This window comes from Roseimicrobium sp. ORNL1 (genome assembly GCF_011044495.1).
Classification (GTDB): Bacteria; Verrucomicrobiota; Verrucomicrobiia; order Verrucomicrobiales; family Verrucomicrobiaceae; genus Roseimicrobium.
On record NZ_CP049143.1, the window covers coordinates 1,750,365 to 1,776,836 of the forward strand.

The 26,472-nt window shown below is 60.6% G+C and carries 24 protein-coding genes; 14 read left to right on the forward strand and 10 right to left on the reverse strand.

The window, feature by feature from the left end; all coding sequences use genetic code 11:
• Positions 1 to 6 precede the first annotated feature (6 nt).
• Together G5S37_RS07020 and pdxH are read right to left on the reverse strand one after the other, a co-directional pair.
• Positions 7 to 1,203: a hypothetical protein gene (locus G5S37_RS07020; RefSeq protein WP_165202146.1), complete on the reverse strand. Its 1,197-nt coding sequence runs from the start codon at positions 1,201 to 1,203 to the stop codon at positions 7 to 9.
• Between the two features lie 74 nt (positions 1,204 to 1,277).
• Positions 1,278 to 1,955: a pyridoxamine 5'-phosphate oxidase gene (gene pdxH / locus G5S37_RS07025; protein ID WP_165202148.1), complete on the reverse strand. Its 678-nt coding sequence runs from the start codon at positions 1,953 to 1,955 to the stop codon at positions 1,278 to 1,280.
• Positions 1,956 to 1,976: 21 nt separating this feature from the next.
• Here pdxH and hpt point away from each other — a divergent pair, with 21 nt between their 5' ends.
• From hpt to G5S37_RS07040, 3 genes are read left to right on the forward strand one after another with little or no spacing between them, the layout of a single operon-like run.
• On the forward strand, positions 1,977 to 2,543 hold the full coding sequence (hpt, locus tag G5S37_RS07030; protein ID WP_165202150.1) for a hypoxanthine phosphoribosyltransferase: 567 nt from the start codon (positions 1,977 to 1,979) through the stop codon (positions 2,541 to 2,543).
• Positions 2,540 to 2,785, forward strand: coding sequence for a MoaD/ThiS family protein (locus G5S37_RS07035; RefSeq protein WP_165202152.1), 246 nt, complete (start codon positions 2,540 to 2,542; stop codon positions 2,783 to 2,785). Before hpt ends, G5S37_RS07035 begins: the two co-directional genes overlap by 4 nt.
• A 26-nt stretch (positions 2,786 to 2,811) precedes the next feature.
• Positions 2,812 to 3,921, forward strand: a complete 1,110-nt coding sequence (locus G5S37_RS07040; RefSeq protein WP_165202154.1) for a GNAT family N-acetyltransferase — start codon at positions 2,812 to 2,814, stop codon at positions 3,919 to 3,921.
• Between the two features lie 371 nt (positions 3,922 to 4,292).
• Here G5S37_RS07040 and G5S37_RS07045 read toward each other — a convergent pair whose 3' ends face one another.
• From G5S37_RS07045 to glmS, 4 genes are all read right to left on the reverse strand, one after another.
• On the reverse strand, positions 4,293 to 7,988 hold the full coding sequence (locus G5S37_RS07045) for a PEP-CTERM sorting domain-containing protein (RefSeq protein ID WP_165202156.1): 3,696 nt from the start codon (positions 7,986 to 7,988) through the stop codon (positions 4,293 to 4,295).
• 327 nt (positions 7,989 to 8,315) lie between these two features.
• On the reverse strand, positions 8,316 to 8,543 hold the full coding sequence (locus tag G5S37_RS07050) for a hypothetical protein (RefSeq protein ID WP_165202158.1): 228 nt from the start codon (positions 8,541 to 8,543) through the stop codon (positions 8,316 to 8,318).
• 752 nt (positions 8,544 to 9,295) lie between these two features.
• Entirely contained in the window at positions 9,296 to 10,204 is a 909-nt protein-coding gene (locus G5S37_RS07055) for a hypothetical protein (protein WP_165202160.1), read from the reverse strand.
• 32 nt (positions 10,205 to 10,236) lie between these two features.
• Positions 10,237 to 12,087 carry a glutamine--fructose-6-phosphate transaminase (isomerizing) gene (glmS, locus tag G5S37_RS07060; RefSeq protein WP_165202162.1) on the reverse strand — a complete coding sequence of 617 codons (1,851 nt, stop codon included), beginning with the start codon at positions 12,085 to 12,087 and terminating at the stop codon, positions 10,237 to 10,239.
• A 180-nt stretch (positions 12,088 to 12,267) separates the two neighbouring features.
• On the opposite strand from glmS, the gene G5S37_RS07065 reads away from it, so the two are divergent.
• The 6 genes from G5S37_RS07065 to G5S37_RS07090 all read left to right on the forward strand — a co-directional run bounded on the left by G5S37_RS07065 (position 12,268) and on the right by G5S37_RS07090 (position 17,141).
• On the forward strand, positions 12,268 to 12,975 hold the full coding sequence (locus G5S37_RS07065) for an iron-containing redox enzyme family protein (protein ID WP_165202164.1): 708 nt from the start codon (positions 12,268 to 12,270) through the stop codon (positions 12,973 to 12,975).
• Positions 12,976 to 12,977: 2 nt separating this feature from the next.
• Positions 12,978 to 13,919: a fatty acid desaturase gene (locus G5S37_RS07070; protein WP_165202166.1), complete on the forward strand. Its 942-nt coding sequence runs from the start codon at positions 12,978 to 12,980 to the stop codon at positions 13,917 to 13,919.
• Positions 13,916 to 14,785 carry a phosphatase PAP2 family protein gene (locus tag G5S37_RS07075; RefSeq protein WP_206026341.1) on the forward strand — a complete coding sequence of 290 codons (870 nt, stop codon included), beginning with the start codon at positions 13,916 to 13,918 and terminating at the stop codon, positions 14,783 to 14,785. Before G5S37_RS07070 ends, G5S37_RS07075 begins: the two co-directional genes overlap by 4 nt.
• Positions 14,763 to 15,866 carry a DUF3419 family protein gene (locus tag G5S37_RS07080; protein ID WP_165202170.1) on the forward strand — a complete coding sequence of 368 codons (1,104 nt, stop codon included), beginning with the start codon at positions 14,763 to 14,765 and terminating at the stop codon, positions 15,864 to 15,866. The genes G5S37_RS07075 and G5S37_RS07080 overlap by 23 nt, the downstream gene beginning before the upstream one ends.
• Before the next feature lie 30 nt (positions 15,867 to 15,896).
• Complete coding sequence (locus G5S37_RS07085; RefSeq protein WP_165202172.1) at positions 15,897 to 16,859, forward strand: hypothetical protein; 963 nt, start codon at positions 15,897 to 15,899, stop codon at positions 16,857 to 16,859.
• A gap of 66 nt (positions 16,860 to 16,925) precedes the next feature.
• On the forward strand, positions 16,926 to 17,141 hold the full coding sequence (locus tag G5S37_RS07090) for a hypothetical protein (protein ID WP_165202174.1): 216 nt from the start codon (positions 16,926 to 16,928) through the stop codon (positions 17,139 to 17,141).
• 138 nt (positions 17,142 to 17,279) lie between these two features.
• Here the strand turns inward: G5S37_RS07090 and G5S37_RS07095 are convergent, their stop codons facing one another.
• Together G5S37_RS07095 and G5S37_RS07100 are read right to left on the reverse strand one after the other, a co-directional pair.
• Entirely contained in the window at positions 17,280 to 17,909 is a 630-nt protein-coding gene (locus G5S37_RS07095) for an acyl transferase (RefSeq protein WP_165202176.1), read from the reverse strand.
• A 60-nt stretch (positions 17,910 to 17,969) separates the two neighbouring features.
• Entirely contained in the window at positions 17,970 to 18,872 is a 903-nt protein-coding gene (locus G5S37_RS07100; RefSeq protein WP_165202178.1) for a diiron oxygenase, read from the reverse strand.
• A gap of 315 nt (positions 18,873 to 19,187) precedes the next feature.
• Here G5S37_RS07100 and tnpA point away from each other — a divergent pair, with 315 nt between their 5' ends.
• The 5 genes from tnpA (at position 19,188) to G5S37_RS07125 (ending at position 24,972) form a co-directional block, all read left to right on the forward strand.
• Positions 19,188 to 19,640, forward strand: a complete 453-nt coding sequence (gene tnpA / locus G5S37_RS07105) for an IS200/IS605 family transposase (protein WP_165202180.1) — start codon at positions 19,188 to 19,190, stop codon at positions 19,638 to 19,640.
• A gap of 95 nt (positions 19,641 to 19,735) precedes the next feature.
• Positions 19,736 to 19,963, forward strand: a complete 228-nt coding sequence (locus G5S37_RS07110; protein ID WP_165202182.1) for a hypothetical protein — start codon at positions 19,736 to 19,738, stop codon at positions 19,961 to 19,963.
• A 229-nt stretch (positions 19,964 to 20,192) separates the two neighbouring features.
• On the forward strand, positions 20,193 to 21,566 hold the full coding sequence (locus G5S37_RS07115; RefSeq protein WP_165202184.1) for a cytochrome P450: 1,374 nt from the start codon (positions 20,193 to 20,195) through the stop codon (positions 21,564 to 21,566).
• Entirely contained in the window at positions 21,563 to 23,371 is a 1,809-nt protein-coding gene (locus G5S37_RS07120) for a fatty acyl-AMP ligase (protein WP_165202186.1), read from the forward strand. Before G5S37_RS07115 ends, G5S37_RS07120 begins: the two co-directional genes overlap by 4 nt.
• The gene (locus tag G5S37_RS07125; protein ID WP_165202188.1) at positions 23,353 to 24,972 is read left to right on the forward strand and encodes a condensation domain-containing protein; all 1,620 of its coding nucleotides are present in this window, start codon (positions 23,353 to 23,355) and stop codon (positions 24,970 to 24,972) included. Before G5S37_RS07120 ends, G5S37_RS07125 begins: the two co-directional genes overlap by 19 nt.
• A gap of 25 nt (positions 24,973 to 24,997) precedes the next feature.
• Here the strand turns inward: G5S37_RS07125 and G5S37_RS07130 are convergent, their stop codons facing one another.
• Positions 24,998 to 25,684 carry an MBL fold metallo-hydrolase gene (locus tag G5S37_RS07130; protein ID WP_165202190.1) on the reverse strand — a complete coding sequence of 229 codons (687 nt, stop codon included), beginning with the start codon at positions 25,682 to 25,684 and terminating at the stop codon, positions 24,998 to 25,000.
• A 21-nt stretch (positions 25,685 to 25,705) separates the two neighbouring features.
• A complete protein-coding gene (locus G5S37_RS07135) occupies positions 25,706 to 26,332 on the reverse strand; it encodes a hypothetical protein (RefSeq protein WP_165202192.1) in 627 nt (208 codons plus the stop codon).
• Positions 26,333 to 26,472 lie beyond the last annotated feature (140 nt).

Sequence of the window (26,472 nt, forward strand, 5' to 3'; positions counted from 1 at the left end):
GTCTATTTATTCAATGATCACCTTGCCGCTCTTCTGCAGGGCGACGCAGTGGCCTACGGGATTGCCTGTCTCATCGGTGACCAGCCAGCAGTGGCCGGCATAGGTCTGTTGCATGGAATCTCCGCTGGGAGCCACACTGCCGTAGGGTTTGCGTGTTCCTTTCGTGTCCACCCACCAGAGTTTCACCGCGGAGCGGCGGGTGTTGAAGAAATGCAACATCGTCTTCTCACTCCCATTCAGGGAGGCAGGCGCTTGCGCGGCCTTCATGGGGACCAGCCGCACCGCAGCGTATTCACGAGAGCTCATCAGTGGCTGGCGATTCTTCTCCTGCCATTCCACCAGCGCTTTGGGCCACTCGAACTTCGGTGCAGTGGCAACGTCCCAGCCTCGCAGGTGGGCGCGATCTTCCGGCAGGCGGTCTGCGATGCGCTGGTAGCGCCAGGGCTTGTCGCCAAAAACTTCCTTCAGCAATGCTGCGAGACCGGAGTCATAGGTTTTGAGTTGATCCCGGGTGTTGATGTGATTGTGCTGGTTGTCGTTCTCGCGGTTCGTGTCGAACCAATCCTGGACGCCTTCGGCCCAGTACTCGTTCTTGTTGCTCGCAGCGTAGGTATCCTTCCAGAGGCCGGCGTTCATCGCGGATTCGTAAGTGGCAGCGAGGCGTGTATCGAAGGTGGGATCCACAGTGTTGAGTCCCATTTGATGAATGGCATGGCCGAACTCATGCACACAGATGTTTTCCCGCTGATAGGGATCGCCGGGGTAGCAGAGCAGATTCTCCGCACCGCAGCTCACTGCCGGCCGCAGTGGTGTGGCGCCCAGACCACGGGCCCTCTTGTCCCAGTAGGGCGCCGGTTTCATGTCGCTGTGCTCCGGCATCGTGGTGGTGAATTCATCATGCGCCATGATGGCGAAGCGGGCTTTGTTCTCCGCGAGGGCCTTCAGGATGTCAGGCCGATGCCCCACCATGCGGTTCACGAGCCAGGCAGCTTCGTAGAGTGCGGCATCGGGCACCTTCTCAGAGGAGACGATGGAGAAGCCTTCTACGTCCACATGCTTCTTGTAGAAGGGAGAAAGCTTCAGCTTCTCGACCACCGCAGCTGGTGGCGTTGTGATGTCAGCAGGCTGGGCTGTCACCAAGGCGCCGCCCAAGACGCCAGCTAGCAGTGACAGGCACAAGGATTGAACCCAGAGGTGCTTCATGATGGAAGGATGATAGCGAACCTGTCGCCAGATGTCTCGGATGCAAACGCTGCCACCGCTGACAATCTATGTGCTCACGGGCTTTGGCGCACCCGCTCCCATGAGGCAGCACCCACGCGGCGGTAGAGCATGCGGTCATGGAGACGGCTGGGGCGGCCCTGCCAGAATTCGACCTCATGAGGCGCTACGACGAAGCCTCCCCAGTGGGGCGGGATGGGCACTTTGCCTTCGGCGTATTGTGCCTTCAGCTCCTGGTCGCGGACTTCCAGCCATTCACGATTGGGAATGACCTCGCTCTGTTCGCTGACCCAGGCGCCAATCTGACTGCCATAGGGGCGGCTCTGAAAATAGGCATCGCTTTCCTCCCGGCTGAGCTTGGTGACGGCCCCGCGGATGCACACCTGCCGCTCGCGCTCCTTCCAGAAGATGGTGAGGGCGGCCTTGGGATTGCCTTCCAACTCGCGGCCTTTCCGGCTGTGGTAGTTGGTGAAGAAGGAGAAGCCGCGCTCGTCGTAGCCCTTCAGCAGGACGGTGCGGGAAGAGGGCTGGCCATCCGCCGATACGGTAGCAAGCGTCATCGCATTGGCCTCCAGCACCTGGGCAGCCAGGGCATCGTCCATCCAGAGACGGAAGAGCTCCATGGGGTCGCCGGGGAGCGTGGCCTCGTCGAGGGCGCCTTTCTCGTAGCTCAGCCGCAGGTCGGCGAGATTCGGTTTGCCAGCGGGCGAGGACGAGGGATAGAGAACAGACATGGCGTATGCCAATAGTTACGCATGAGCGCAAATGTTGCAGGTGTTCTTTCCAGCGTGGAGCGCATTCTCCTGGACGAGGTGGTCATCCGGCAGCGGGTGAGCGAGCTGGCTGGGCGCATCCGGAATGACTTTGCGGGCCGTGAGCTGACCGTGGTCGCGCTCATGGACGGCGCGATTTTCTTCGTGGCGGATTTGCTGCGGGATGTGACGCTGCCAGTGCGGCTGCACACGCTCTCGGTGAGCAGCTATCATGGCGGCACAAGTTCCAGCGGTCGCCTGGAAGTGGCGCGCACGTTGCCCTTTGACCTGCGGGGGAGGGATGTCCTGCTCATCGATGACATTCTCGACACCGGCCTCACGCTGGGCACGGTGCAGGAGCGCATTCTTACGGAGTGCCAGCCTCTGAGCCTGCGCACGGCGGTGCTCATCAGCAAGGACCGACCCCGCGTGCGCGAGGTGGTGGCGGACTACATCGGTTTTGAAATCGAGGATGAGTTTGTGGTGGGGTATGGCATGGACTACCAGGGCCACTACCGGAATCTGCCCTGCATCGGCATCCTGAATCCGGCGAATCTTCCTGTGTCATGACGGTACGAGTTCTTTTCTTCTCTGTGTTGCGGGATGTGGCGGGCGCCGATGAGGTGCCGGTGAAACTCCAGTCCGGCGCGACCGTGGCGGACCTGCTGGGGGAACTCTTCACCCGCTGGCCGAAGCTTCAGGAGTGGGACAAGAGCCTCCTCATTGCCGTGGACCAGTACTATGCGAAACGCGACGGCGCCCTGCATGAGAATGCCGAAATCGCCATCATGCCGCCGGTGCAGGGAGGCTAGTCGAAGAGAAGTCATCCTGCAGAGACATGAGTGCCCCGGAGCCCTGCCCCTACCTGCCCATGACCGGGCGGATGCTGACCTCGGATAGCATCCACGCCCTGGGTGCGGATCGCAGTGAAGCGTTTTACTACACGGCCATGGAGTATGCCCAGGTGCTGTGGCTGGCGGGGTTTCCTGCGAAGGCGATCCTGCTGGTGAACCGCGCGCTCTCCTGCTGGCTGCCCCATGTTTCGTATCAAGCGGCCGTGACGCACCAGCCGCCGTTCGATGGCGTGGGTCCGTGTCCGGCGGCGCCGTATCATGCGAAGGCGTGGTTCCTGCACCATCGACCTGAGGGCCTGTTCATCGGGAATCCGCGCCGGCACTACCAGCACCTCGCCACGCGCATGGTGGAGCCGCACAAGGAATTGCGAAGCTGGCGTGCCTGGGCGTGTTGGTATCTGGCGAAGGAGTCGCTCTCCGAGCATGAATTCCCGGATGATGCCAAGCAGGTGCGGGAAGAGGGCATCATCAAGCCGACGCGTGGGCAGATTGTGGACCACCTTTCGCGGTTGAGTCCCACGGATGATCTCGATGCCTGGCGTGATGCGCTGACCTTGGTGCATCGCTGGGCGGGCAAGACGGTTGCGGCGCCGGCAGAGGTTCGCTTCGAGCCGGTGGGGGAGGAGGCACTGCCCACCATCCAGCGGCTCGCGCATGAAATCTGGCATCAGGTGTATCCCACCATCATTAGCATGGAGCAGATCACATACATGCTGGACCTCATGTACAACCTGGAATCGTTGAAGCGCGAGGTGCGCGAGCGGCAGGTGCACTACGCCATGATGATTCATGATGGCGAGGCCGCGGGCTATCTCGCATGGGAGAACAAGCCCGGAGGTGACATCACGTACCTGCACAAGGTCTATCTGAAGCCCGCCCTGCACGGCCATGGCGTTGGTGCGAAGGCACTCGCATGGGTCTCAGAGCGTGCGCGTGAGGTCGGCATGCGACGGCTCCGGCTCACGGTGAATAGGAACAACAGTGCTGCAATTCGCGCCTACCGCCGTGCGGGTTTTGAATTTGAGGGGGAGGTTTGCACGGATATCGGCGGCGGGTTTGTGATGGATGATTATGTGATGGTGAAGGTGATTTGAGAGGGTGGGGGAACGGTGTGTTGTGGTTGGGGCTCGTTCATTGCGCGTGAACGTCAGGCGAAGGATATGGAAGCGGTGCCGAAGGCCTTGGACTGCGTGCAGCCTGCTGCCGCTTTCCAGAGTCCATAGCCTGCTGTGGCGATGATGACACTCGCTCGTAAGGTGATATGTCCAGGAAGCTTGGCGACTTCGTCGCAGTGTAGCGTGCAGCAGGCTGCACTTTAGGAAAGCGGCAGCAGGGCTGCGCGCAGTCCAAGGACGCTGTGCGACACAGCGTCCGAATCAGTCGCGAATGTTTACCTTCTCCTCTGGTACCATACAGTTCGTTTAACCTGACGTCCCTGCGCACTGCTCTTCGTTAGTGGTTGGTTTTATTTCCTCCGTCTTCTCATCACCAGCATCATCATGCCGCCGAGCAGGAGCACGGCGCGTGACGGTTCGGGAACGACGTACACGATGCCCTTGGTGAGGAAGAGGTCGGTCTTCCACTCGTGGCCTTCGGCGAGGGTGGGGAGATCGAAGATGGCATCCACTTCTGCTTGGGTGGTGATGCCGACGAGGGCAGTCCAATCAAACAGGTCGAAATACTGTCCATAGGTAAAGGTCATTCCCGTGGAGACCACGGAGATGGTCATGCCGGGATTGAGCGTCAGCGTGCCGTTCGCATCGATGGCATCATGCTCGGTGGTGGGGTCCAGGTCCGCCAGCCCATTAATGTAGCTGCTGATGTTGGAGAGGGTGACGCTGCCGTCTTGCGGCACGGTGCCGGTGGGCGATGCCAGTTGCATCGTGATGGACGACCCGGCGTTGAAGGTGATGCCGGCATTAAAGGTCAGCTTGCCGGTTTGCGTACCGCGCCCGGAACCGGGAGTGACGGAGCCGTTGATGACGACAGCATCGCTGAAGGTGCCATTGCCACCCACCGTGCCCGTGGAGGTGACGGTGAAGCTCGAACCCGTGGCATTGAAGTTCTTCCCGCTGCTCACGTAGAATTTGCCGGCTACCGTAGTCAGCGAAGCAAGCTGGGTGAGCTCAGCGCCGGAGCCAATCAAATCCACCACGGCATTTTGACCAATGGTGGTGATGCCACTGCTCACGCCGAAGGGAGCCAGGTCGATCTTGGCGAATGTCGTGTTCGCATTCACGGTGCTGTTTGCCACCCAGGTGCCGCCGGTGAGTGTACCTGCGCCGTCGTTTTGGGTGAGGGCGACGTTGGCGAATTGAGTGGAGCCGTTGACGTTGGTGGTCACACGGAAGAGACCGCCATTCACCTCCACGGTGCCCTGGTTGTCGAAGATGGCTCCATTGCCATCCGCCAGGTTCGAGAAGAACTGGGCGGCATCAGTGCTGTTGCTCGTCGCGGTGACATTCACCGTGCCGAGATTCGTGAAGGTGTATCCGGAGATGATACGGTAATCCGGGATGCCCACGAAGTTGAAGGTGCCGTTGTTCGTGAACTTGCCTCCCGCCGTGAGGGATTCCAGGTTGTCATTCGCACCCGAGGCGGCGAAGTTGAAGGTGCCATTGTTTTCGAACGTGCCAGCTCCGCTGAGCGAACGGTTGGCATTGCCGGTGAGATTCAAGACGCCGTCATTGCGGAAGGTTCCGCCGCTGGCGATGCTGAGAAAGCCGCTGGAGCCCCAGTTCACGGTGCCGTTATTGTCGAAGGTCGCGCTGGTGGCGATGTTGAAAACGCCGTTGGCGTTCCAATTTACGGTCCCGTCATTGCTGAAGGTCACGCCGGCATTGATATTGAGGGCGCCGGCAGAGCTCCAGTTCACGGTTCCGGTGGCAGCGTTTTTGAGGGTGCCTGTTCCGTCACCCGCGAAGTTGTGGGCGCTGGTGGCATTGATAATCACGGTGCCCTGGTTCTCCCATGTAGCGCCGGTGTTGAGCGTGATGGTGCCCGAGATCCAGTCATAGGTGCCCTTGTTGAGCAGGTGTACATCGGCACCGGTGAAGGTGAGATTCCCGGTCACATGAGTGAGGGTCCCGCCGGTGTCATTGTTCAGGGTGCCAACGCCGGTGAATCCTCCGGTGCCAGTGCCTCCGAGTTCGATACTGATGGAGCCCTGATTGCGCAGGACACTGTTGTCCGCCAGGGTCACGGTGCCGCTGAGCAGTTTCAGTGTGCCGGTGTTGAACAGTTCGCCACCGCCGCGCAACGTTTTGACGTCACCGGCGAGTGTGTCGATGATGTTGAAGAGACCTGCATTCGAGAGCGTATTCCCGCCGGTGAGGATGTCCTTCTTGTCCCAATACACGCCGCCGCCGGAGATGTTCAGAGTCAGTCCACCAGAGCCCACGGTCAGGTCGCTGGCCACGCTGGCGTTGCCGCTGTCGGTGATGCGCACGCGGGTGGTGCTGGCGGTGCCGGAACTGCCCGCAATGGTTCCCGTCCACGTGCCCGCGATGTCGAGGTTTCCGCCATTCGCTGTCCACAGGGCGGCGGCGTTGCTGGTGCCACCGGAAGCCATGCGAAGGGTGCCTGACCTGGAGAGGACCTGGCTGCCTGCATTCGCGACGAATCCGGCTTCTCCGTAGACAAAGCTCGGGTCGGCCCCGGCGATGGTTTTCTGAAGCAGGCCGTTGTTCACGAACTTGCCGCTGGCAACGAATTGGAGGTCGCCACGGTCCCAGAATTCGAAGGTACCTTGATTCTGGAAGGTCATGGTGCCGCCGAGTACGAGGTTGTCGTTACTGCCGCCGTAGTTGTGGTTGAAGGTACCGTTGTTTAGGAAGGTGCCGGTGCCCTGGAGAGTCACGTTACCATCCTGCGCGATGAAGGCCGCCACGCCATTGTTCGTGAGTGTGGTGCCGGTGATGGTGACGGTGGTGCCTTTGAGATTCAGCGTGCCGGTGCCGGTGTTGGTGGCCGCAGCGGTGAGGTTCCAGGTGCCTGAGGTCTGGTTGAATGTGCCGGAGTTCGTGAAGCTGCCGTTCGTGTTCAGCGTGGCGCCTGCGTTGGTCATGGTGCTGTCATTGCTGATAGCAAGGCTGGTGGTGAGTATGCCGGTATTCAGCGTGATGGTGCCTGTGGTGGCGTTTTCCAGCAGGCCAGTGCCGCTCAGGGTCACGACGGTGGCCGCAGTGGCGGCGCTGAGGGTCATGGCTCCCTCGTTCCGCAGGGTCACGGTGGTGACGGTGAGGTCGCCGGATTCCAAGCGGAAGGTCCCATACATGGAATTCAGGAATGAACCGGAGGTGCCGGAGAGAGTCGCACCGACGCCTTGCAGCCGGAGGAGGCCCTGGTTATTAATGACGTTGCCATTAGGCCTGAGCTTGCCGTCTCTCCAGATGAGGCCATCGCCCTGCATATCCAGGATGGTGGTGGCGGCCATGGCCACGAAGAACGTGCCGGTGGTGGCGGCCGGGTCCTCATCGCTGAGTTCCACCGAGCCACCCGCGCTCATGTTAGAAGTGCCGCGCAGGAGTGACCAGCCGCCGGAGAAGGAGAGCACTCCCGTGCCGGAGGTGGTGAAGGTGCCGCCGGTGGAGCTGGCCGCTTTTCCAGCCGCTTGAGAGCCTGCGATATTCAAGTGGCCCGCCTGCACGGTGATGTTGCCGTTGTTGGTGAACTTCCCACCCACGGTCTGGCTTATCGGATAGATGTAGGCCGGGTCGTTGGAGGCTGCGTCTGTACCCTGTGATTTCAGGATAAGCCCGTTGTTGGTGAAGGAGGAGCCGTTGGTGGAGAGCTGGAGGTCTGTGCCGGCGTCGAACTGGACGGTGCCGTCATTCACCACGGAGAGGGTTCCGGTGACGACGAAGTTGTCCGTAGCGGTCTTGGTGTCGAACAGGAGCGTGCCGCCCTGGTTGATCTTCAAGGTGCCTGCGCCGCCGTGGTTCTGGTTGGCCGTGGCGTTGTATGTGACTGTGGCCAGGTCGGGAATGGTCACCGTCACACCGCTGTTGATGGTCGTGCCAGTGGTCCAGGTGTCACCGTTCGCGAGTGTCGCGTTCGCGGAATAGGTCCCTCCGACTTCGGCAGCGAAGGCGGCATTCTGGATTCCGATTCCAAGGGTGAGAAGAAGGGAGGCGAGGAAAAGAGAGCGGGGGCGGCTCATTCGGGGCTTGAGGGGGCGTGGGGAATTTTTCGGCGAAGTACAAGCTCCCGGAAGTTGGAAATTGGACACGAATTTCCGGGAATTATTGGGAGGGGTGCGTGCGGAGGGTGCTGGGTGTTGCAGACTGCAAGGGATTCAACCATCTAAAGGAGCGTGGACACTCTTGTCCGCCGTTCTGTAACGAAGCGAGGTTTTGCGTATGGGAAGCTGCGAGCACCTTTACAGGAGCTGCTAGTGGAACGTGGCCCTGCCTGTCAGATGAAAGTGGGTGGTGCGTCAGGGGCAGCGGACAGGAATGTCCGCGCTCCTTTGGCGCCTCCTCAATCACTACGGCGCGGACAGCCTCAAGATGGGCGCACCCCGGATGCACACGCCCCATTTGATGCTGGTTCCGCAGGTGCAGAGGAAATTCTGGATGACGGAAAATCTCGTCTCGTTGTAGATGTGACCAATCGTTTCCTCAAGAGAGCAATCACCATCAAGATGGCTGACTCTCTGCTCCCGAAGGTCGTGCAGCAACTGGTCGAAGATCCATTCCCAATTGGAGTCGGTCATCTTCTGGTCGTACTTCCTGCAAGTGTCACACGGCATGGGATTCGCAATCTTGTTTGGGCTTAACGCTCCAAGCTCAGTCACTTGGCTCGTGCGACGCCACGATTGCCACCAGAGCGGGATGGCCCGGTTTGATGCAGCGCATGGTTGGCGAAGCTTTCATTCAGTGCTCGCGAAATCGGCTGCGAACATACCTGAACGCGTCGTCAAAGTTTCGGTGGTATCCGCGAACCTGGATATCTTGAGCGAGGCACTCAAATGTCACTTCTTTCAGTGGCACAATGAAATGAAAGAGGGAACTCGGCTCATCGGAAACGCCTGCGCCGCGTGAACCCCCAATGCGGTCTCTCGACCGTCTCATCTGTGAATCAACTTCCGCGAGCCACGGAGAACTTGATAGTCTATAAAAGCCTTCCCCGTCGGAAATACCCGCTGAGTAAAGCGGATGCTCTGGAAATCCCTCGTCATTCGGGTATCCCATCTTGGCTGATGAGCACCCGATGCACTCTGCGACTGCAACGCCAAGATCATCCAGATACCCACTGCTCCCTATCTCTTCGGAAACGGCGAAGAATAGAAGAAAGGTAAGCCAACCATCTTGCACCAGAGTTTCAGCTGGCACTGATGGTGACGGCATACATCCGAGTTTGATGTGTTTCGCGTGAGTCATGGCACTTCGCCGAAAACGTTGGCCTCGAGCAAGGAGTGCGACTTGCCGAAGTCCCGGCACGCTTGAGGCACTCCACCTCCTCTCCCTACTTCATCTTCTCCATGATGAAGCGTAGCTTCTCAAACGTCATCTCGATGGTTTCCTGCGGAGGTGCTTCGTTCGTGTTCGCCCAGTGCTTTTGGAGCATTTGCAACACATTGCCGAGGAGCACTACGGAAGGGTCCTGACGGGTGGTTTCCGTGAGTCGCTCGTAGCGGGCCATGAGTTCGTTCAAGAGATGCACGGAGCCCACGCAGAGGCTCTTGTTTTCCACCTCGGTATCGGCAACCACGAGGGTGGAGGCCACTTCGAAGAGGCGCATCCACATGCCCAGATTCACCAGGATGGCGAGGTCTTCATCGCGCTGCTCGGCCAGGAGGGTTTCCGTGAGCTTGTGCGTGTCTCCGATTTTCGCACGGAGGGCGGCCCAGTCTTCGGTCTGTGCCATCTTCGCCTCCGTCATGAGGTCGGGGCTCATCTTTTCCGCGAGACCCAGCACGCGGCAGTGGGTGAGGACGTCCTGGTTGTTGTCGCGGAAGCGCTGGGAATCTCCCGCCTGCAGGGCGAGGTAGGCATCGCCCTGAAGGGAGCCGAGGGTGAAGGCCACACGCAGCCGCTGGGAGGAGGGCGTGGGTGCCTGCTCACGGTAGAGCTGGCGCCATCGGGCCTTCGTCTGCTGGCCCACGCAGGCGAGGAATTCCGAAGGCTTCATATCCTGCGGAGAAGGAGGACCGGCGGCAGGCGCATCCGGCAGCGCTCCCGTCGAGCCTGCCTTCATGGAGACTGGGTCCGCGGGGGACGGTATCGGCGGAGGCGAGGGAGCGATAGCCAGGGGTGCCGAGGGCGGCGCTGGAACGGGAACAGGAACGGGTGTTGTCTCCTCGGCACGCATCATCCCGGTCGCAAGCATCAAAGGCAGACCACAGGACATCGCAAGCGCGCGAAAAAACGGCATGCGAATTCTGATGCGAAATTGTCCCAAATTGTTCATTCCACCGTCACGCTCTTCGCGAGATTGCGCGGCTTGTCCACGTCGCAACCTCTGGCGAGGGCCACGTAGTAGGACAGCAACTGGAGCGGGATTGCTGTCAGGAGGGGGCTGAGAATGGACGGGCAGCGCGGGATGTAGATCACGTCATCCGCCACCTTTTCGATGTTCGGGTGGCCTTCCGTGGCCACGGCAATGACGGGACCCTTGCGTGCCTTCACCTCCTGGATGTTGCTGATGTTCTTCTCGAACACCGCATCGTGAGGTGCAATGAATACGCTCGGCAGCTCCGGCTTCACCAGGGCGATGACGCCATGCTTCAGCTCGGCGCTGGGGTGACCGCTGGCGTAGATGTAGCTGATTTCCTTCATCTTCAGCGCGCCCTCGAGCGCGACTGGGTAGTTGATGAGGCGGCCCATGAAAAGCATGCCGTCCACATGCGCGTACTTCTCCGCGATGTCCTTGATGTGGGAGGCCTGCTTGAGGATTTCGGTAATCTTGTCCGGGATGGCTTCGAGCTCGTCGATCATCTCCAGGCCATCCGTGCTGCTCAGGTGGTGGATGCGGCCCAGCAGCAGGCTCAGCAGGGTGAGCACGGCCACCTGGGAGGTGAAGCTCTTCGTCGCGGCCACACCGATTTCCGGACCGGCGTGGATGTAGATGCCGCCATCCGATTCGCGGGCGATGGTGCTCGCCACGTTGTTCACGATGCCGAGGCACTTGATGCCCTTGCGCTTGGCTTCACGAAGGGCGGCGAGGGTATCAATCGTCTCACCGCTCTGGCTGATGACGAACTGCAGTGTGTCCTTCGTGGTGGGCACGTTGCGGTAGCGGAATTCACTCGCGATTTCCACCTCGGTGGGGATGCGCGCGAGGGATTCAATGAGGTACTCGCCGACCATGCCTGCGTGGCAGGCGGTGCCGCACGCGCTCAGGATGATGCGGTCAATCTGGCGCAGCTGCTGCGGAGTCATCTGCAAACCACCCAGCACGGCCGTGGCCTCATCCCGTGAGAGACGGCCGCGAATGGCATTCCGGAGGGACTGCGGCTGCTCATAGATTTCCTTGAGCATGAAGTGCGGGAAGTCGCCCTTCTCCGCCTCGTCCTCGGTGAAGTCCACGGTGCTCACCTTCACCTTGGCCACGCCACCTTCCAGCGACTGCACATCGAAGCCATTGCGCGTGATGGTGACGACGTCGTAGTCGTTCAGATAGATGACTTCCTTTGTGTGGGCGATGATGGCGGAGACGTCGCTGGCGAGGAAGTGCTCCTCCTGGCCCAGGCCGACCACCAGCGGGCTGCCGAGTCGGGCTCCCACAATGTACTCCGGGCAATCGGTGTGAATCACCGCGATGCCGTACGTGCCTTTCACCTTGATGAGGGCTTGCTGGATGGCGCTCACCAGCTTCTTCACCGGAGCGTCGCCATTGCCCTTGTCGTAGTAGTAGCCAATCAGGTGGGCCAGCACCTCGGTGTCCGTTTCCGAGGCGAAGGTGTGGCCGTCATTCGTGAGGAAATCCTTGAGGGACTGGTAGTTCTCAATCACCCCATTGTGCACGATGGCAAGTTTCCCCGACTGGTCACAGTGCGGGTGCGCATTGTCATCCGTGGGTGCGCCGTGGGTGGCCCAGCGGGTGTGGCTGATGCCGGCAAGGCTCGTGGGGCTCTTTTCCGCCACCAGCTGGCGCAGGTTCTCGATGCGCCCCGCACGCCTCAGCACATCGAGGTGGCCGCCATTCTGAAGCGCCATGCCCGCCGAGTCATACCCGCGATACTCCAGACGCCGCAAACCATCCAGAAGGATGGGGCTGGCCTGCCGTTTTCCGATGTAGCCTACAATGCCGCACATGTGGGGGTTCCTGTAATCTTTAAATCTAGAAGGGGATGCTGCCCGGGTCAATCCGGGAGGGTGGATCCAGTGACATTCTTCAGAGGTGGAATATCGGGCATTTAGTCTGTTGTTGCTGTATTGATTGGGTCGATTGAGCGGCAGTTTTTTTCAATGGCACGAATAGGGGCCGGAGCTGCTATGCCTTCAGCACGTATGATTGCCGCAGTAGAATCGTCCCTGTCGCGTCACCCGGTGCATCTGGGTGCCTATTTTGCCGGACTTTCCTCCGGCACCCTCACGCGGGAGCAATTCATTTGCTCCCAACGGCAGTTCTATTTTGCCGTCCGCTTCTTTTCACGCCCCATGGCGGCTCTCATGGCCCGCCTGCCGGACTCTGCCTCCCGGCAATCCCTGATGCACAATCTGGCGGAGGAGCACGGCTATGTGGAGACACGAGGGGACTTCCGGCCCTCCATGGCGCATGATCATACCTTCCTCGCCTTTCTGAAATCACTCGGGGAGGACGCTGGTGACATGCGGGGCGAGAGCGAAGGACCTGCCGTGATGGCCTTCAACTTCGCGCTCATGGGAGTCTGCAGTTCGGGAGAGGTGGAGACAGCCTTCGCCTGCCTGGGCATCATCGAGTACACCTTTGCCGATCTCTCGGCGATCATCGGCAGCTCGGTGGTGGAGTCTGGTTGGGTACCCCGGGACCGGCTCGTGCATTACGCACTGCATGCGGAGATCGACAAGGAACACGCCGCGGGCTTCTTTCGCATGGTGGAGCCTGCGTGGAACGCGGGCGGCATGGCACGCCGCCGGGTGGAGCAGGGACTGGTGCTGGGATTGCACATCTTCCACCAGCTGTATGAGGACCTGGCACTGCTGCATCGCGGGAAGGCATGACCATGAACCCTGCTGGCGCCAAACCCAAACTGGAACCCGGCCTGCTGCGCGCCCTGCACGTGGTCGAGTCCGGGGCGCACTGGTCCCGCATCGGGTCGTTTGTGTTGCTCTATCTCTTCGGAGCTGCCGCGGCGGTCTTCGTGGCGCAGGAGTGGCATTGGGCCGCAGCGCTGCCGTTCTGCCTGCTGGCGGGCGCGTCGCTGCATGGCATCAGCCTCTTCACGCATGAAGCAGTGCATGGCACGCTGAGCCGGTATCCGCTCTGGAATGGTGTACTGGGCGCGCTGTGTGCCATGCCCGTGCTGCAGAACTTTTCCGCGTATCGCGTGCTGCACCTGCGTCATCACAAGCATCTGGGAAATGAAGGTGACCCGGACCACTATGAAAACTACACGCGCTGGACATGGCTGGTGTTTTCCATGAACTGGCTGCGCTTGCTCGTGGGCTACCCGGTGTACATCGCTGCCATTCCCATCCTGGGTCTCAAACAGGGGACCTGGAGGGATCGCGGATTGATTAGTTTGGAACTGGCGGCTCTGGGCGTGATGATCGTGCTGGTCTGGTCACTGCATCTTCCGGGTGCCTGGCTTTGGTACGGGTGGGTGGTGCCGATGCTCTTCATCAATACCATGGTCAATATCCGTGGCATGAGCCAGCACACGCTTTTGGAGGAGGCGGATGATGAGGTCCGAGGCACACGCACGATTTTGACACAGCCGCTCGTGCGCTACTTCATGTGCAATGAGAACTACCACCTCGAGCATCATTTGTATCCCGGGGTGCCGTGGCATCACCTGCCGCGCGTGCATGCGGCGCTGGAGCCTGAGCTGCGCAGGCAGGGCGCTTCGTACATCCCGTCCTATGCCTCGTTTGTGGGTGAGTTTGTGCAAGGCAGCTTGAAGAGGAGTCCGTGGGGATGGAAGCGTAGGCATCGAGAATCGTGAGCAGGGTTTTCTTCACATCGCGAATCCAGGTGCATGAAGCGCTCTTCCTCGCGCTGGGCAGTGTGCTTGCCCTCGTGCTGATGGTGTGTCACGGCGTGGCGCGGGAAGCCACGCTGGGTGTCGCCGCCTCCACGGTGGGCTATGCCGGAGTGCTGTTCCTTTCCCGGAAGGGAAGCCGCGTGCGCCTGCTGGCCAGCGCTGCGGTCACCTGGCTGTTGTACGTGGGCAGTTCGAGCCTCATCGAAGCGCTGCAATTGCCACTGCACAGTGCGCAGATTCTGTCGTGGGACACGTGGCTGCTGGGTGCCACACCTGCGGTGGCGTGGGAGGGAACCTTGTTCCCGTGGATGGTGGAGGTGCTCAGCGTGGCTTACTTGAGTTACCAGGTGTATGTTCACTGGGCTTTCCTTTCCGCGTGGTGTCTCTCCACGGAGTTGCGTCGAGAGTTCATGCGGTGGGTGTTCACGACGTTCATCGTAGGGTTCACTGTCTATTTCCTCTTTCCCGCCGCAACACCGGCCGCGGCATTTCCAGAACTCTTTGCGGCTCCCGTGCAAGGAGGCGTCGTCACCAGCTTCAATGAAATGCTGAACGCTCGCATCGCCGCGCGGTATGATGCGTTTCCCAGCATGCATGTGCTCGCGACCATGACTCTGCTGGCGTGGGATTTTCAGAATCATCGCGTGAGATTTTGGATCATGCTGTTGCCTGCCCTGCTCATGGCGGTGGGGACCTTGTATCTGCGACTGCATTACTTCACGGATCTCGTTGCGAGTGTCGCGCTCTTTGCCGTGCTGCAATCGTGCTTCCGCTTGCGAACCGCCCTTCAAACCACGCCCACCCATGCCGCCTCTTCCGCCACCTGACGCCTGGGCTCGTGAAGCAGCGAAGCTGCCCCTGGCCTTTGCGCAGGTGCGTGAAGACCCGCGACTGGACCTTGAACTCGCCTCCGTGCTGCCCTATGAGGGCACGGTGGTGATGGTGGCCTCCGGAGGGGACACGGCTGTGTGCCTGAGCTGGGTGCCGCTGGAGCGTTTGCTGCTGGTGGATATGAATCCCGCGCAGCTGGAACTCGCACGGCTCAAATGGCATCTGGCCCAGACGCTCAAATCTTCTGAGGTGAAGCGTCTGCTGGGGCATCTCCCCATGCCTGGTGAGAAGCGGCGGCAGGTATTGCAGCTCTGCTTTGAGAAACTGCACGTGTCCCAGGATGCGCTCGGCCCGTTGGAGATGGTGGCTGCGCTGGGCCCGGACCACGCAGGCCGTTACGAGGTCACGTTTGCGCAACTGCGGCAGGCACTCGGAGGGAGAGGCGAGCATGTCATACGGGCGCTGCAGTCCGGAGATGCATCCCAGGCTGCGGCACTGCTGGCACCGGGAACTCCGGACGGCGATGCGCTGGACGAGGCGCTGGCCTCTGTGATGTCGCTCGCCAATCTCGTGTGTCTCTTTGGCGAGAGCGCCACGCAGAACCCGCGCCTCCCATTCCATCGTCACTTTGCGGAGCGGATTCGTGATGCCGTGGTGCGACCCGAGGCTGGGGCCAATCCCTTCCTCTGGCAGATGCTGGCCGGCCGCTTTCCTGATGTGGTGTCCTATGACTGGATACAAAACTGTCATGGTCAACTCACCGCGCGGACCAAGCCGGAGTATGAGCACGGCCACATGAAGGAGGTGCTGGAATCGTTGGACGCGGGAAGTGTGGACCTCGTGCACCTCTCGAATATCCTCGACTGGCTTTCTGAAGAAGATGCAACGGCCACGCTGGAAGCTGCGCGTCGGGTCTTGAAGACGGGTGGCAGGGTGATTCTCCGCCAGCTCAATTCCACCTTGGACATACCTGCTCTCGACAGCGGACTGGCGTGGGACGCCGAACTCGGCAGGGCGCTGCGGGAGCGTGATCGCAGCTTCTTCTATCCGCACATTCACGTGGGCACGCGCTTGTAGATCGCGGCCGCTTTATCATTCAACAAACACATGAATCTTCACCGGCTGGAAACATCGCCCCCTGAGTGGCTGGGCATTGCGCTGGAGGAATTTGAGCGGGAATTCCGCTATCCCTTGGGCGAGCGTGCATCCTTTCACGTCGTGCACGGCAGGCAGTATGTGGCCTTCTTCCAAGCGATGGGTGAGGCGATGGTCTTCGTCGTGGAGCGAGAGGGACGGGTGCTGGGCACGGTGGCGGTGATTCGGCGTCGACTGCGCAGCCCCAAGGGGAAAAAGACGCCGGTGTACTACGTCTGCGATCTCAAAGTCACGCGCGGCCGCGCGGGTGGGCCTGTATTGGCCAGGCTGATGCATGCCGTGCGCGACCACATACTCCGCACCGGCCTGGCTCCGGTGTATGGTATTGTCATGGATGGCACGGCACGGCTCCCCACGCAGTACACCGGCCGTGTGGATATCCCGCCATTCGAGCCGATGGCACAACTTGCGGTGCTGAGAATTTCCACGGAGGTGAATGATTCCTGGGCAGAGGCTTGTGAAAGTGCCTCCCGCGACAGGGTGGATCATTTGCGTGAGTACTTGAACCTTGGAGCGTGGTCCTCCTCGGCTTGCTCAAGCGAGCTGCGCTCCGAAATGACCGCCCTCCCGCTGATGAGCCAGTGCGCCGATGGTTGCGGCGTATTGGAGGACACGCGGCTCGGCAAACGTCTCATGATGCATGACGGCACGGAGATGAAGGCCGCCCATCTCTCGTGGTTGGGCTGTGGCAAGCCCATTGCCGCCATGGCGGTCATCCAGTCCGCGCGTGCCATCGCGCGGCAGCAGGGATTTCCCTCGCTGTTTGTGTCCCTGCCCAACACAGAATCGTTTGCAGGGCTCATTCGCTCACTGGTGCGGAGGCACGGAGCGCTGCTCGCTCCCGCCACGGTGTACGGCACCGGCTTTCCCGTGAAGGATGGTGCGGAGTGGTGGGTGAATACCTCGGAGATTTGATGCGTGAAGAAGGCGACATCTCCATCGGTCCATGAAGCGAATGAGTCAATGAGGACAATGGCGACCATGAACACCAACGAAGGGAATCCCAGCAACGCGAACACGAGCGCGGCCATCCACCTTTGCGATCTGTGCGGCAAGCCCGGCGCCACGCTGCTCGGGGGTCGGTTGATTTGCAGTGCCTGTTATGAAGTCAGCGGCTCCTGCTGCGCGGAGTTTCTGGAAGTGGATGAGGATGCTGAACGCATCAAGCGCATCGCGCGTGAGGTGGCGAAGGGCTGACGCTCGGGCTGAGTTGCGAGGCTGCTGCGTGCAAAGTAGCTTCGAATTCAGTCGAATGATTTGCTCTGCGCGCCTGTGCACCTCATATGCCCATACGGCTGAAGCCGTAGCTAATTTGTTGGGGCTGCGCCGCGCGACCTACGAAACCGTGGCAAGCTTGCTGCGCCTGCCTTCCTTCCAATGCGTGAAGGGCGGGAACAGCGCACAGATGTGTACCTCTTCATCCGCATCCACCACAGAGCCGGGTGAAAGCAGGGCATAGCCACCAATGCGACAGCGGTCTCCGATTTCAATGGGGCCGACGTGGAGCACGGACTGGCCTTCCGCATCCTTGCTCACCACGTGGGCGCACAGCCTCGCGCCGGCGCCGAGCACGACGTCATTTCCAATCCGCAGCAGCGAACGATCCAGGACCCGCACACCGGGTGCCCAGTAGGTGAGGCGGCCAACCTTGGAACCCCATAGCCGGAGCCAGAGGGAGTACAAGCCAGGCACGAAGCGCAGAAGTTCCTCAAGAAATGGCAGCCGTGAAAAAATCACCTGCGGCTGGGAACTGGCCCACCAAATCAAGAAGGCGCGAGAGCCAGGCGGGTGCGTGCCGTGCACGAGTGGGAAGGCCAGCAGCAGCACGCGCAGCAGCAACGGGGGCACCAGATAAAGACAGGCCACCGCACCCCACCAGGCCACCGCACAGCCAATCCAAAGCGTCAATGCAGCATGTGCCAGCGGCACGAGGTTGAGCAGGAGCATCACCAGACGCGTACTCACGGGCCACGGCGATGATACGCTTACCTGAGAGGCGATGGAATGTTCAGACGGTTCCACGAGTCACTCGGTAAAGAAATCTTCCAGCCCTTCAAGTTCCGGCCAGCGCGCGGCAAGGTGGCGTGTCTTGGGGAAGCTCACCTTGGGGTAGAGCGTGTGCAGGTAGACCTTGTTGGATTCGAGCGCATGCATGGCGTTATGGATTTCCCCGCGGCGAGGCATCAACTCGGGGAACTCGTGCAGCCACGTGTCGATCACGCGAAGTCCGGAGCGTTTGGGGAGCAGGAAGAACTCGCGCAGCGACCAGAGCAGCGCGTGCGCATTCATCCGGCGAAGCCAGAGCGGCGTGGCGGGCCACAGCCATTCGAGGAAAAGTACATCACGCCGGATGTGTGCCGGTTCCTCCAGGAGATGCTCGCGATGCACCGCTTGAAAGCGCGGGTCCATGGCGCTGCCGCAGGAGACAAAGGCCCGGCCAAAGTACAGAGCGCGCTCTTCGAATATCAATTGCAGCCAGAGCATCGCCGGGAAGAACCGTACGCTGCTGCCCGCCATCCTCATGAGCCTGCGTGTGGTGTTGCCCATGTCGAGCAGGTGGAAGTCGCCATGCTGGTACTGCGCGGGCGCTTCCTCACGCAGCAGGCCGCGGAACCACGAGGAGTGCGCATCCTCTTCCGCGAGGAATTGTGCGGCCTCGTTTCGCAGTTCCGGCGTCGCGGCGCGGCGTACGAGCCACTCCAGCGTGGGGCGCGCCATGACTTGCTCGAAGAAGATGATCTGTTCGAGGAAGTAGAGACCGTGCACTCGGTTGTAACCCAGGCGCTGCTGGTTGGTGAGGGTGTGATACACTGGTGTGAACGCGAGCGGGGTCAGGGACTCGGGAGAGAAGAGCGTGCCCTCGTGCGGGAAGCCGCGGTTTCCTTCCCCGGTATGCGGTGAGGGCTTGAGACGTCGGGCATCAGACATGGGTCGAGGCGAGGCGGTAAGGTGGTGTGATGGTTGCGAGCGAGGCCGGAGCCTGTCTGTCCATGGGTGGCACATTCTCCACGATGCAGGATATTGAAAAAGAAGGTGGCGCTATTGAGCAACTCAATATCGACAGGGGGTGCAAAATAATGGCAGGATGGCGGCGCTTGCTCCCGTCGTCGAGAGCGAAGGAAACGCCCGTGGCCCGAAGGGTCACACGAGTACAGCCCAGGGATGAGGGAGCCTCGGCGACCGATTCCCTGGGTTTGTCGCAAAAATGAATTGCGCCCTGAAGGGGCGCTCGAACATTCAACTATGCCCCAGTCTCTTGCCCAACTCTATGTGCACCTCATCTTCTCCACGAAGAACCGCGAACGCTGGCTCGTCCCAGATCTCCATCCAGAAATGCATGCCTACATGGGAGGCATTCTCAATCGTCACGATTGCATGCCGGTGGAAATCAATTCCGAGCCCGACCACGTGCATGTCTTGTTCCGACTGGGCAGGACCGCCGCCGTGAGCGATGTCGTGGCCCATGTGAAAAAAGGCACCAGCGACTGGCTGCGTGCGCGCAGCCGGGAGTTTGCGGGATTTTATTGGCAAGGAGGCTATGGAGCCTTCTCAGTGTCGCAGTCGGGCGTGGATGAAGTGCGCACCTACATCCGCGAGCAGCAAGAGCATCATCGACGCCGAACCTTTCAGGAGGAGTTTCTGGAATTCCTTCGCCGCTATGAAGTGGACTATGATGAGCGCTACCTTTGGGATTGATTCCGCTGCTCGTGCGACCTTTCAGGTCGCGATCTTCCGAGGGTATATACCCAGGGAATCGGTCGCCGGAGCTCCCTCATCCCTGGGCTGGAGTCGTGCGACCCTTCGGGCCGCGATGTGGCGAAGGCTGCGATGACGGTCGCATCCTCATCCTCTCGGATGGTGTCTGGAAGTACTGCGGCTTCGAGGCCATCAAGGCCGCGTTTGAGATGTCTTCTTTCGTGGACGCAGCATCGTTCTTGAGGGCCGCTACACAAAAGCGTGCGGGCTCGGGCCTGCCGGATGATTTCAGTGTGATCGCGGTGGAGTTGGCAGGCATCTAGCTCCTCGCCCTTTTGGACTAACCGTTTAGCGGGATGTTCTTCCCGCTCGCGCCAAAGCCCGGGTTGCGCCAGGAATTCCTGTATCGATGATCGGTGGTACTCTGGATGCAATTTGCACGGTTGTTTTAGAGGTGATTGTTCGAAATTCACGTTGAAACGCCGCACTGCCCATTCTACATGCCCATGCCCCCCGGCATTCCGAAATCGCTATATGTCGCTGAAGAGCGAAGTGTTATCTAATCATCTTGAGAATACGACGGCCGTGGGCACCTCTGGGGGGAGCGTTCACGGTGGGTCTCCTTATGATTTCCTTCTGGAGATGATGCGTGATCGGGCGGGCTGGGTGAAGTATGACAGCTCTTATGGGGAGGTGTATTTCTTTGGGCATCCCGATTATGTGCAGTCCGTCGTGCATAATGCTGGCTTCGTGAGAACGTCGCTGGGCAAACTGCTTCTGGGAAACAGCCTTCTCACCAGCGATGGCCATGAGTGGAGGGCGAAGCGGCAACTCCTGCAGCCGCATTTCCACGAGCGATGCATGGCCGCGCATGATGCGCTGATCACGGGCCGCACCATGGACATGCTCCGCCGGTGGGAACCGATAGCGGATGGACACACCCTGGTGGATCTCAGTGCCGAGACCGAGTGTGTCACGCTGGAGATTCTGATGAAGGCACTCTTCGGAGGAATTCCCGCCGGGGATGCTGCGAAGCTGGCCGCAGCCGTGCGGATGCTGATGCAGGAACTCGGGGACCTTTCGGACGCGCTTTTCATGACCAGGCCCGTGGTGGACTCCGCGCGAAACGCACGTTTCCGCAAGGCCCTGCAACTGGTGGATGGCATGGTGGCAGATATCATCGCGCGCTGGGAAAACATGGAGCACCGCGAGTGCGGCATGATGGCGTCCCTGCTGGCGGTGCGTGATGACGAGGGAAACCAAGTCGCCGCAAAGCAGGTGCGCGATGAGGTCGTCACCATGATCATGGCCGGGCAGGAATCCGCCGTGTCCCTCTTATGGACGACGCATCTGGTAGCCAAGCATCCCGAAGTGGAGCAGCGTCTGCTGGAGGAAATGGATGCGGTGCTGGGTGAGCGCATCCCCACCGTCGCGGATTTCCCCAAGCTGGAGTACACGCGCATGGTGGTGGATGAAGCGCTGCGCCTCTACCCGCCTGTGAGCGTGGTGGTGAGGCAGGCGGCCACGGACCTGATGGTGCATGATGTGCACGTGCCGGCGAAGAGCCTGGTGGTGGTGAGTCCCTATGCCACCCACCGTCATCCGGACTTCTGGGAAGAACCGGAGCGGTTCCATCCCGAGCGTTTCCAGGCGGGGCGCATGGAGGGCTTGCATCGTTATGCCTATTTCCCCTTCTTTGGTGGGCGTCATCGCTGCATCGGCCAGCCGCTCGCCTTGATAGAAGGGCCCCTGATGCGGGTGCTGATGACACGGCACTACCGCATTTGTCCCTTGCCCGACCACGATTACCAGCCCCTGCCCGGCATGGTCATGCGCTTGCGCGGGGGCTATCCCGCACACCTGGAGCTGCGACGCTCCGTACCGCGCGCGGAGCCAGCATCCTGTCCATTTGAGAAGCGAGCATGACGGAGACTTCCATGATGACGCACACACCGGCATCGCCGCTGAAGGACATGTCCATTGGCGATGCCACAACGTTGGTGGATCTCCTGCGTCATCGAGCTGCGCAGCATGGTGACAAGCGGGCGCTGACATTCCTGCCCGATGGGGAGAAGGTCGGCGAAAGCCTGACTTATGCGGAACTGGATGCGCGTGCCCGTGCCATCGCTGCCTCCCTTCAGGCGCAGGGGATGCACGGAGGGCGGGTGCTGTTGATCTTCCATTCCGGACTCGAGTTTGCTTGTGCCCTGCTCGGTTGCATGTATGCGGGTGCGATCGCGGTTCCCATCTATCCGCCAAAGGCAAATCGCAATGTGCTGCGTCTACGCAGTGTGTATCAGGATGCGACACCCGCACTGGCCCTCACTACGGCCGCCATCCAGCAGCGCACGCGACCGCTTCTTGAGGAGTGCGGGTTGGATTCCCTGCGCATGGAAGCGGTGGAGGGATGGTGGCAAAGCCATGCAGATGCCTGGTTCCGTCCGGATATCGATGGCGAGACGCTGGCCTTCCTGCAATACACCTCCGGCTCCACTTCGAATCCGAAGGGCGTGATGCTGAGCCACGCGAACCTGCTGGCCAACCATCGCATGATGCAGGAGGCATTTGGCCATACCCACGAGTGCCGCATCCTCACCTGGCTGCCACTGTTTCATGACATGGGGTTGATTGGGAATATGCTCCAGTCCCTGTATCTCGGTGGGGAGTGCATCATCATGCCGCCCGAGGCGTTTTTCATGAAGCCACTGCGCTGGCTTGCGGCGATTTCCGCGCATCGCGCCACTCGCAGTGGCGCGCCGAATTTCGCCTACGATCTCTGTGTGCGGAAGATAAAGCCGGAGCAGTGTCGCGCCCTGGACTTGAGCTGCTGGGTGACGGCGGATGTGGCCGCGGAGCCGGTGCGGCACGGCACGCTGGAGCGTTTCGCAGAAACGTTTGCGGGTGTTGGGTTCAGCGACACGGCGTTCAATCCGGCCTATGGGCTCGCGGAGGCATCGGTCTTTGTCTCCGCACGTGACAAGGGTCGCGGCTTTCGTGGCACGGCATTCAAGACCGCAGCACTCGCGTGCGGTCGTGTGGAACCTGCCGAGACCGGCGCAGACAGTGATGCGCGCATCTATGTGGGATGCGGGCACACGTGGCAGGCGCAGGAGATGGCCATCGTGCATCCTCAATCTGGCGTGCGATGTGCGGAGGGTGAAGTGGGGGAGGTGTGGCTCTCGGGTCCGCATGTGGCGCGTGGCTATTGGAACCGCGTGGAGGAATCCGAGCGCACCTTTGGCGCGCGCATCGCAGGTGAGGAATCATCCATCGCCACACGTTATCTGCGCACCGGAGACCTCGGCTTCTTTTATCAAGGCGACCTCCACCTCGCCGGACGCATCAAGGACATCATCATCGTGGCCGGAAGGAATCACGACCCCGCAGACATCGAGCTGACTGTCGGTGGTTGTCATCCCGCGATTCGCATGGGTGGTTGCGCCGCCTTTCAGGTGGAGACGGAGGAGGAGAGCCGGGTGGTCATCGCCGTCGAGCTGGAGCGCACCTCAGGCATCCTCGGCGATGCCGCGCCTGAGGATGAGAACTCCACCTCCGCCGTGATGCTCGCGATTCGCAAGTGCGTGGCGGACCACCATGACCTCGCGCCCCACGACGTGACCCTTCTCAAACCCGCCGCCCTGCCGAAGACCTCGAGCGGTAAGATTCAACGCCACGCCTGCAGAGCGGCCTGGCAGTCAGGAAGCATGAACGCATGGCAGTGGACGAGGTAAGCGCAGGAGTGATCCGGGATTGGCTGGTGAGATATGCCGCCAAGGAAATGAGCCTTCCGCCGGAGAGGATTGATCCGCATGCTCCCATCACAAGCCTGGGGCTGGACTCGCTGACATTGATCATGCTCACCGGAGATCTCGCGGAGTGGATGAATCAGGACCTTCCTGCCTCCCTCCTGCATGACCACTCCACCATGGATTCACTGGCGAGGAGTCTGGCGGAGGAGGAGCCGGATAATTTCACGGACAAGCTGCCCGAGCTATCACGCAGCGAGCCGCTGCCGGTGAGCTTCTCCCAGGAGCGCCTGCTCAGGTTCGCCGAGCTGGGTGATGCGGGAGATGGCAATCTCGTGGTTGAGCGGTTCGCCATTCGTGGTGCAGTGGATGTGGAGGCATTGCAGGGCGCGTTCAGCGACGTGATCCAGCGCCACGAGATATTGCGCACGACTTTCCAGAAGCACGGCGATGGATTCACCCAACGGGTGCACGACCAGGCGCATCCGGGAGTGTTTGAGATACTCGACTACACCGGGGATGAGGATGGCGCGTTTGCCAGGACCACTCAGGAGAGTTCGCGCCCCATGCCGTTGCAGACCGGTCCGTTGATGCGTGTGGTTCTCTTCAAGCTCGCGGAGCAGCACCACGGCATCAACTTGATTTTCCATCACCTGCTCATGGATGCCGGTGCGCTGAATGTGCTGCACGCCGAGTTGAAGCACTTCTATGAGCAGCGTCGCACGGGAGCTCTGTCACCGCTGCCGGCGTTGAAGCTGCAGGTCGCGGACTTCGCTGCCTGGGAGCGCCAGTGGCTGTCCAAAGAAGGCGCCCCTCACCAGACGCGGCTGGCATGGTGGCGGGACTATTGGAAAGGGGAGATTCCTTTGCCAGCGGATGTACCGATGCGGCATCATGAAGCGCCGGAGGTCACGCCGCCCGCGGCGTCCTGCCATGGCTGGCGGACTATTTCCCCGGACCTCGTGGAGGGTGTGCGCACCCTGGCCAGAGAGGAGAAGGCCACGCCCTTCATCGTATACTTTGCTGTCTTCACGATACTGCTCCATGCACAAACTTATCAAGAGGAGTTCGTGCTCGGCTCCTACGTGTCCGACCGCAAGCGGGTGGCGGCGCAGAATCTCATTGGCATGTTCACCAGCATGGTGATGACCAAGGTGCACTTGGTGGGAGCGCCAAGCTTCCGCGAATGGATCGCGCATGTGCGGCAGCAGCACGAGGAAGTCACGCGGCACCAGGAGTTACCGATTGAAGACCTGCACGACAGCCTGCGCGCGGAGGGCCTGCCGGTGCCCGGGGTGAATATCATCTTCCAGTACTTCGTGGACCCGGTCTCCACCTTCCTTCTGCCGGGAGTGGAGACCTCGCGGTGGCGCGAGATTTCGGAAAGCACCATGCCGTGGGGATTCCAGTTCCGGGTGATGGAGTGTTTCGGCGACCTGCTCGCGGCGGTGAGATTTGATGGCAATCTCTACCGCGAATCCGAGGTTCCTGCGTTCATGGAGACCTTTGAAAAACTGCTTCGCATATGCCTGGCTAATCCCGAGCGTTCCGTGCGTGATCTGGCGGGGGAGTTGGGGTGGTGGTAGGTGGAGAGCTCGGTGCAGTCAGAGTTCATTTGCCCGCCCATCGCCGGGCTTTCTGTCGCAGTCTCTGCAAGTGCACCGCGGGCTCTGCTGCGTCTCCATGATTCGGCAGGACTCCGTCGAGCTCAAGAGACAGCGCCTTCTGGACACTTGCTGGTATCAGCTCTGGACAAGAGTTGAGGATACGTGGCGGGAGGTGGGTGATGCCACGATAGCTGGCAAAGAGGTCGGCGGTGAAGAGAGCTCTGAGTTTTTCGCAATACCAGCCGGTGTGGCCATGGGTGTGCCCGGGCAGATGTATGGCGCGAAGTCCCTGCCAGATATCGAGGGTATCACCATCATCGATCCACCTGTCGGGAGTGAAAGGCTGGAAATGGAGCAGGGGACGTCCGATGGCTTCCAGAATGCCTGCTCCATGAGACCATTCCGTATACTTGGGTCTTCCCGCATAGTGGTCGGCATCCAGTCGAGGCGCTGCCACCCACGCGCTGGTTTCCTTCACCAGAGGAGCCACGTTGAGAATGTGGTCGAGGTGACCGTGCGTGAGGATGATGCCCTTGATGGGTTCCTTTTCCCAGCCATGCGAGCGCAGCGTGCGTTTCAGCAAAGTGATGCCGCCGATGAAGCCAGCATCCACGAGATAGAGTCCGGCCGCGTCGCGGAGGACGTGGAAGTTGACTGCTGGCGCGCGGACGGTGAGGATCGATTCGTGCAAGGGAAGAGAGATGAACGAACCTTACGCCTTCTGGAAGGGGTCATATCCCAGCTTCTCATTCAGTTCTGAGCGTTCCACCTCGAACCTCTTCGCGCCGAAGTCCTGCTCCAGGAATATTTCCAGGGCATGACATCCACTGCCATCTCCATCGGCATCCTTGAGAATGGTTTTGCCATGAGGTGTTAGTGCCCATATCACCAGACCTTCGAAATCAAATCCACTCACCTGGAATCCCTGTTGCAGGGCCTTGCGCTGCTCTTCGGGAGTGAGGGCCTGTAGATGCTCCATGTCCGTGACGCTTTTGTGGGCGGCTGCTGCTGCCTTGAAGAGGTGCGTTTCAAGACTCTTGAGCAGCCGGTCATCCACTGGCTTGGAACTGCCGGGATTTTCATGCGCACTCCGGAAGGTGATAGGCTTTCCCGGCGCTGCACGGTTCAGAACCACTCCTGTCATGTATGCATCGCCTGTGTCGGTGATCAGGGCTCTCGCGATGTGGAGTTCTGTCCAATCACCCTTGAAAAGTTCAGCCACCTTGGCGTCGAAGGTTGCTGGCTTCGCCTCCTCAGCAGCCTTCGTCCCGAGGGGAAAGCTGGCGAGTGCGAAGACTCCCGCAGTCAGGAGGAAGTGCAGAAATCGTGCGACATGCATGGGGCGCGGGACGTGGGATGAGGGGGATCGTTTCAGGCGAGGATAGGAAAAAGTGCGGGCGGTGTCACGGCGGGAGTTGGAGGAGTGGTCGAGTCGGGTATGGCTCCTTTGGGAGCGCCTGCTGCTTCGCCCTCGCCATG

Coding starts and splice junctions, on each gene's coding strand:
- G5S37_RS07020 (WP_165202146.1), bottom strand. CDS start 1,203: ATGAAGCACCTCTGGGTTCAATCCTTGTGCCTGTCACTGCTAGCTGGC.
- pdxH (WP_165202148.1), bottom strand. CDS start 1,955: ATGTCTGTTCTCTATCCCTCGTCCTCGCCCGCTGGCAAACCGAATCTC.
- hpt (WP_165202150.1), top strand. CDS start 1,977: ATGAGCGCAAATGTTGCAGGTGTTCTTTCCAGCGTGGAGCGCATTCTC.
- G5S37_RS07035 (WP_165202152.1), top strand. CDS start 2,540: ATGACGGTACGAGTTCTTTTCTTCTCTGTGTTGCGGGATGTGGCGGGC.
- G5S37_RS07040 (WP_165202154.1), top strand. CDS start 2,812: ATGAGTGCCCCGGAGCCCTGCCCCTACCTGCCCATGACCGGGCGGATG.
- G5S37_RS07045 (WP_165202156.1), bottom strand. CDS start 7,988: ATGAGCCGCCCCCGCTCTCTTTTCCTCGCCTCCCTTCTTCTCACCCTT.
- G5S37_RS07050 (WP_165202158.1), bottom strand. CDS start 8,543: ATGACCGACTCCAATTGGGAATGGATCTTCGACCAGTTGCTGCACGAC.
- G5S37_RS07055 (WP_165202160.1), bottom strand. CDS start 10,204: ATGCCGTTTTTTCGCGCGCTTGCGATGTCCTGTGGTCTGCCTTTGATG.
- glmS (WP_165202162.1), bottom strand. CDS start 12,087: ATGTGCGGCATTGTAGGCTACATCGGAAAACGGCAGGCCAGCCCCATC.
- G5S37_RS07065 (WP_165202164.1), top strand. CDS start 12,268: ATGCCTTCAGCACGTATGATTGCCGCAGTAGAATCGTCCCTGTCGCGT.
- G5S37_RS07070 (WP_165202166.1), top strand. CDS start 12,978: ATGAACCCTGCTGGCGCCAAACCCAAACTGGAACCCGGCCTGCTGCGC.
- G5S37_RS07080 (WP_165202170.1), top strand. CDS start 14,763: ATGCCGCCTCTTCCGCCACCTGACGCCTGGGCTCGTGAAGCAGCGAAG.
- G5S37_RS07085 (WP_165202172.1), top strand. CDS start 15,897: ATGAATCTTCACCGGCTGGAAACATCGCCCCCTGAGTGGCTGGGCATT.
- G5S37_RS07090 (WP_165202174.1), top strand. CDS start 16,926: ATGAACACCAACGAAGGGAATCCCAGCAACGCGAACACGAGCGCGGCC.
- G5S37_RS07100 (WP_165202178.1), bottom strand. CDS start 18,872: ATGTCTGATGCCCGACGTCTCAAGCCCTCACCGCATACCGGGGAAGGA.
- tnpA (WP_165202180.1), top strand. CDS start 19,188: ATGCCCCAGTCTCTTGCCCAACTCTATGTGCACCTCATCTTCTCCACG.
- G5S37_RS07120 (WP_165202186.1), top strand. CDS start 21,563: ATGACGGAGACTTCCATGATGACGCACACACCGGCATCGCCGCTGAAG.
- G5S37_RS07125 (WP_165202188.1), top strand. CDS start 23,353: ATGGCAGTGGACGAGGTAAGCGCAGGAGTGATCCGGGATTGGCTGGTG.
- G5S37_RS07135 (WP_165202192.1), bottom strand. CDS start 26,332: ATGCATGTCGCACGATTTCTGCACTTCCTCCTGACTGCGGGAGTCTTC.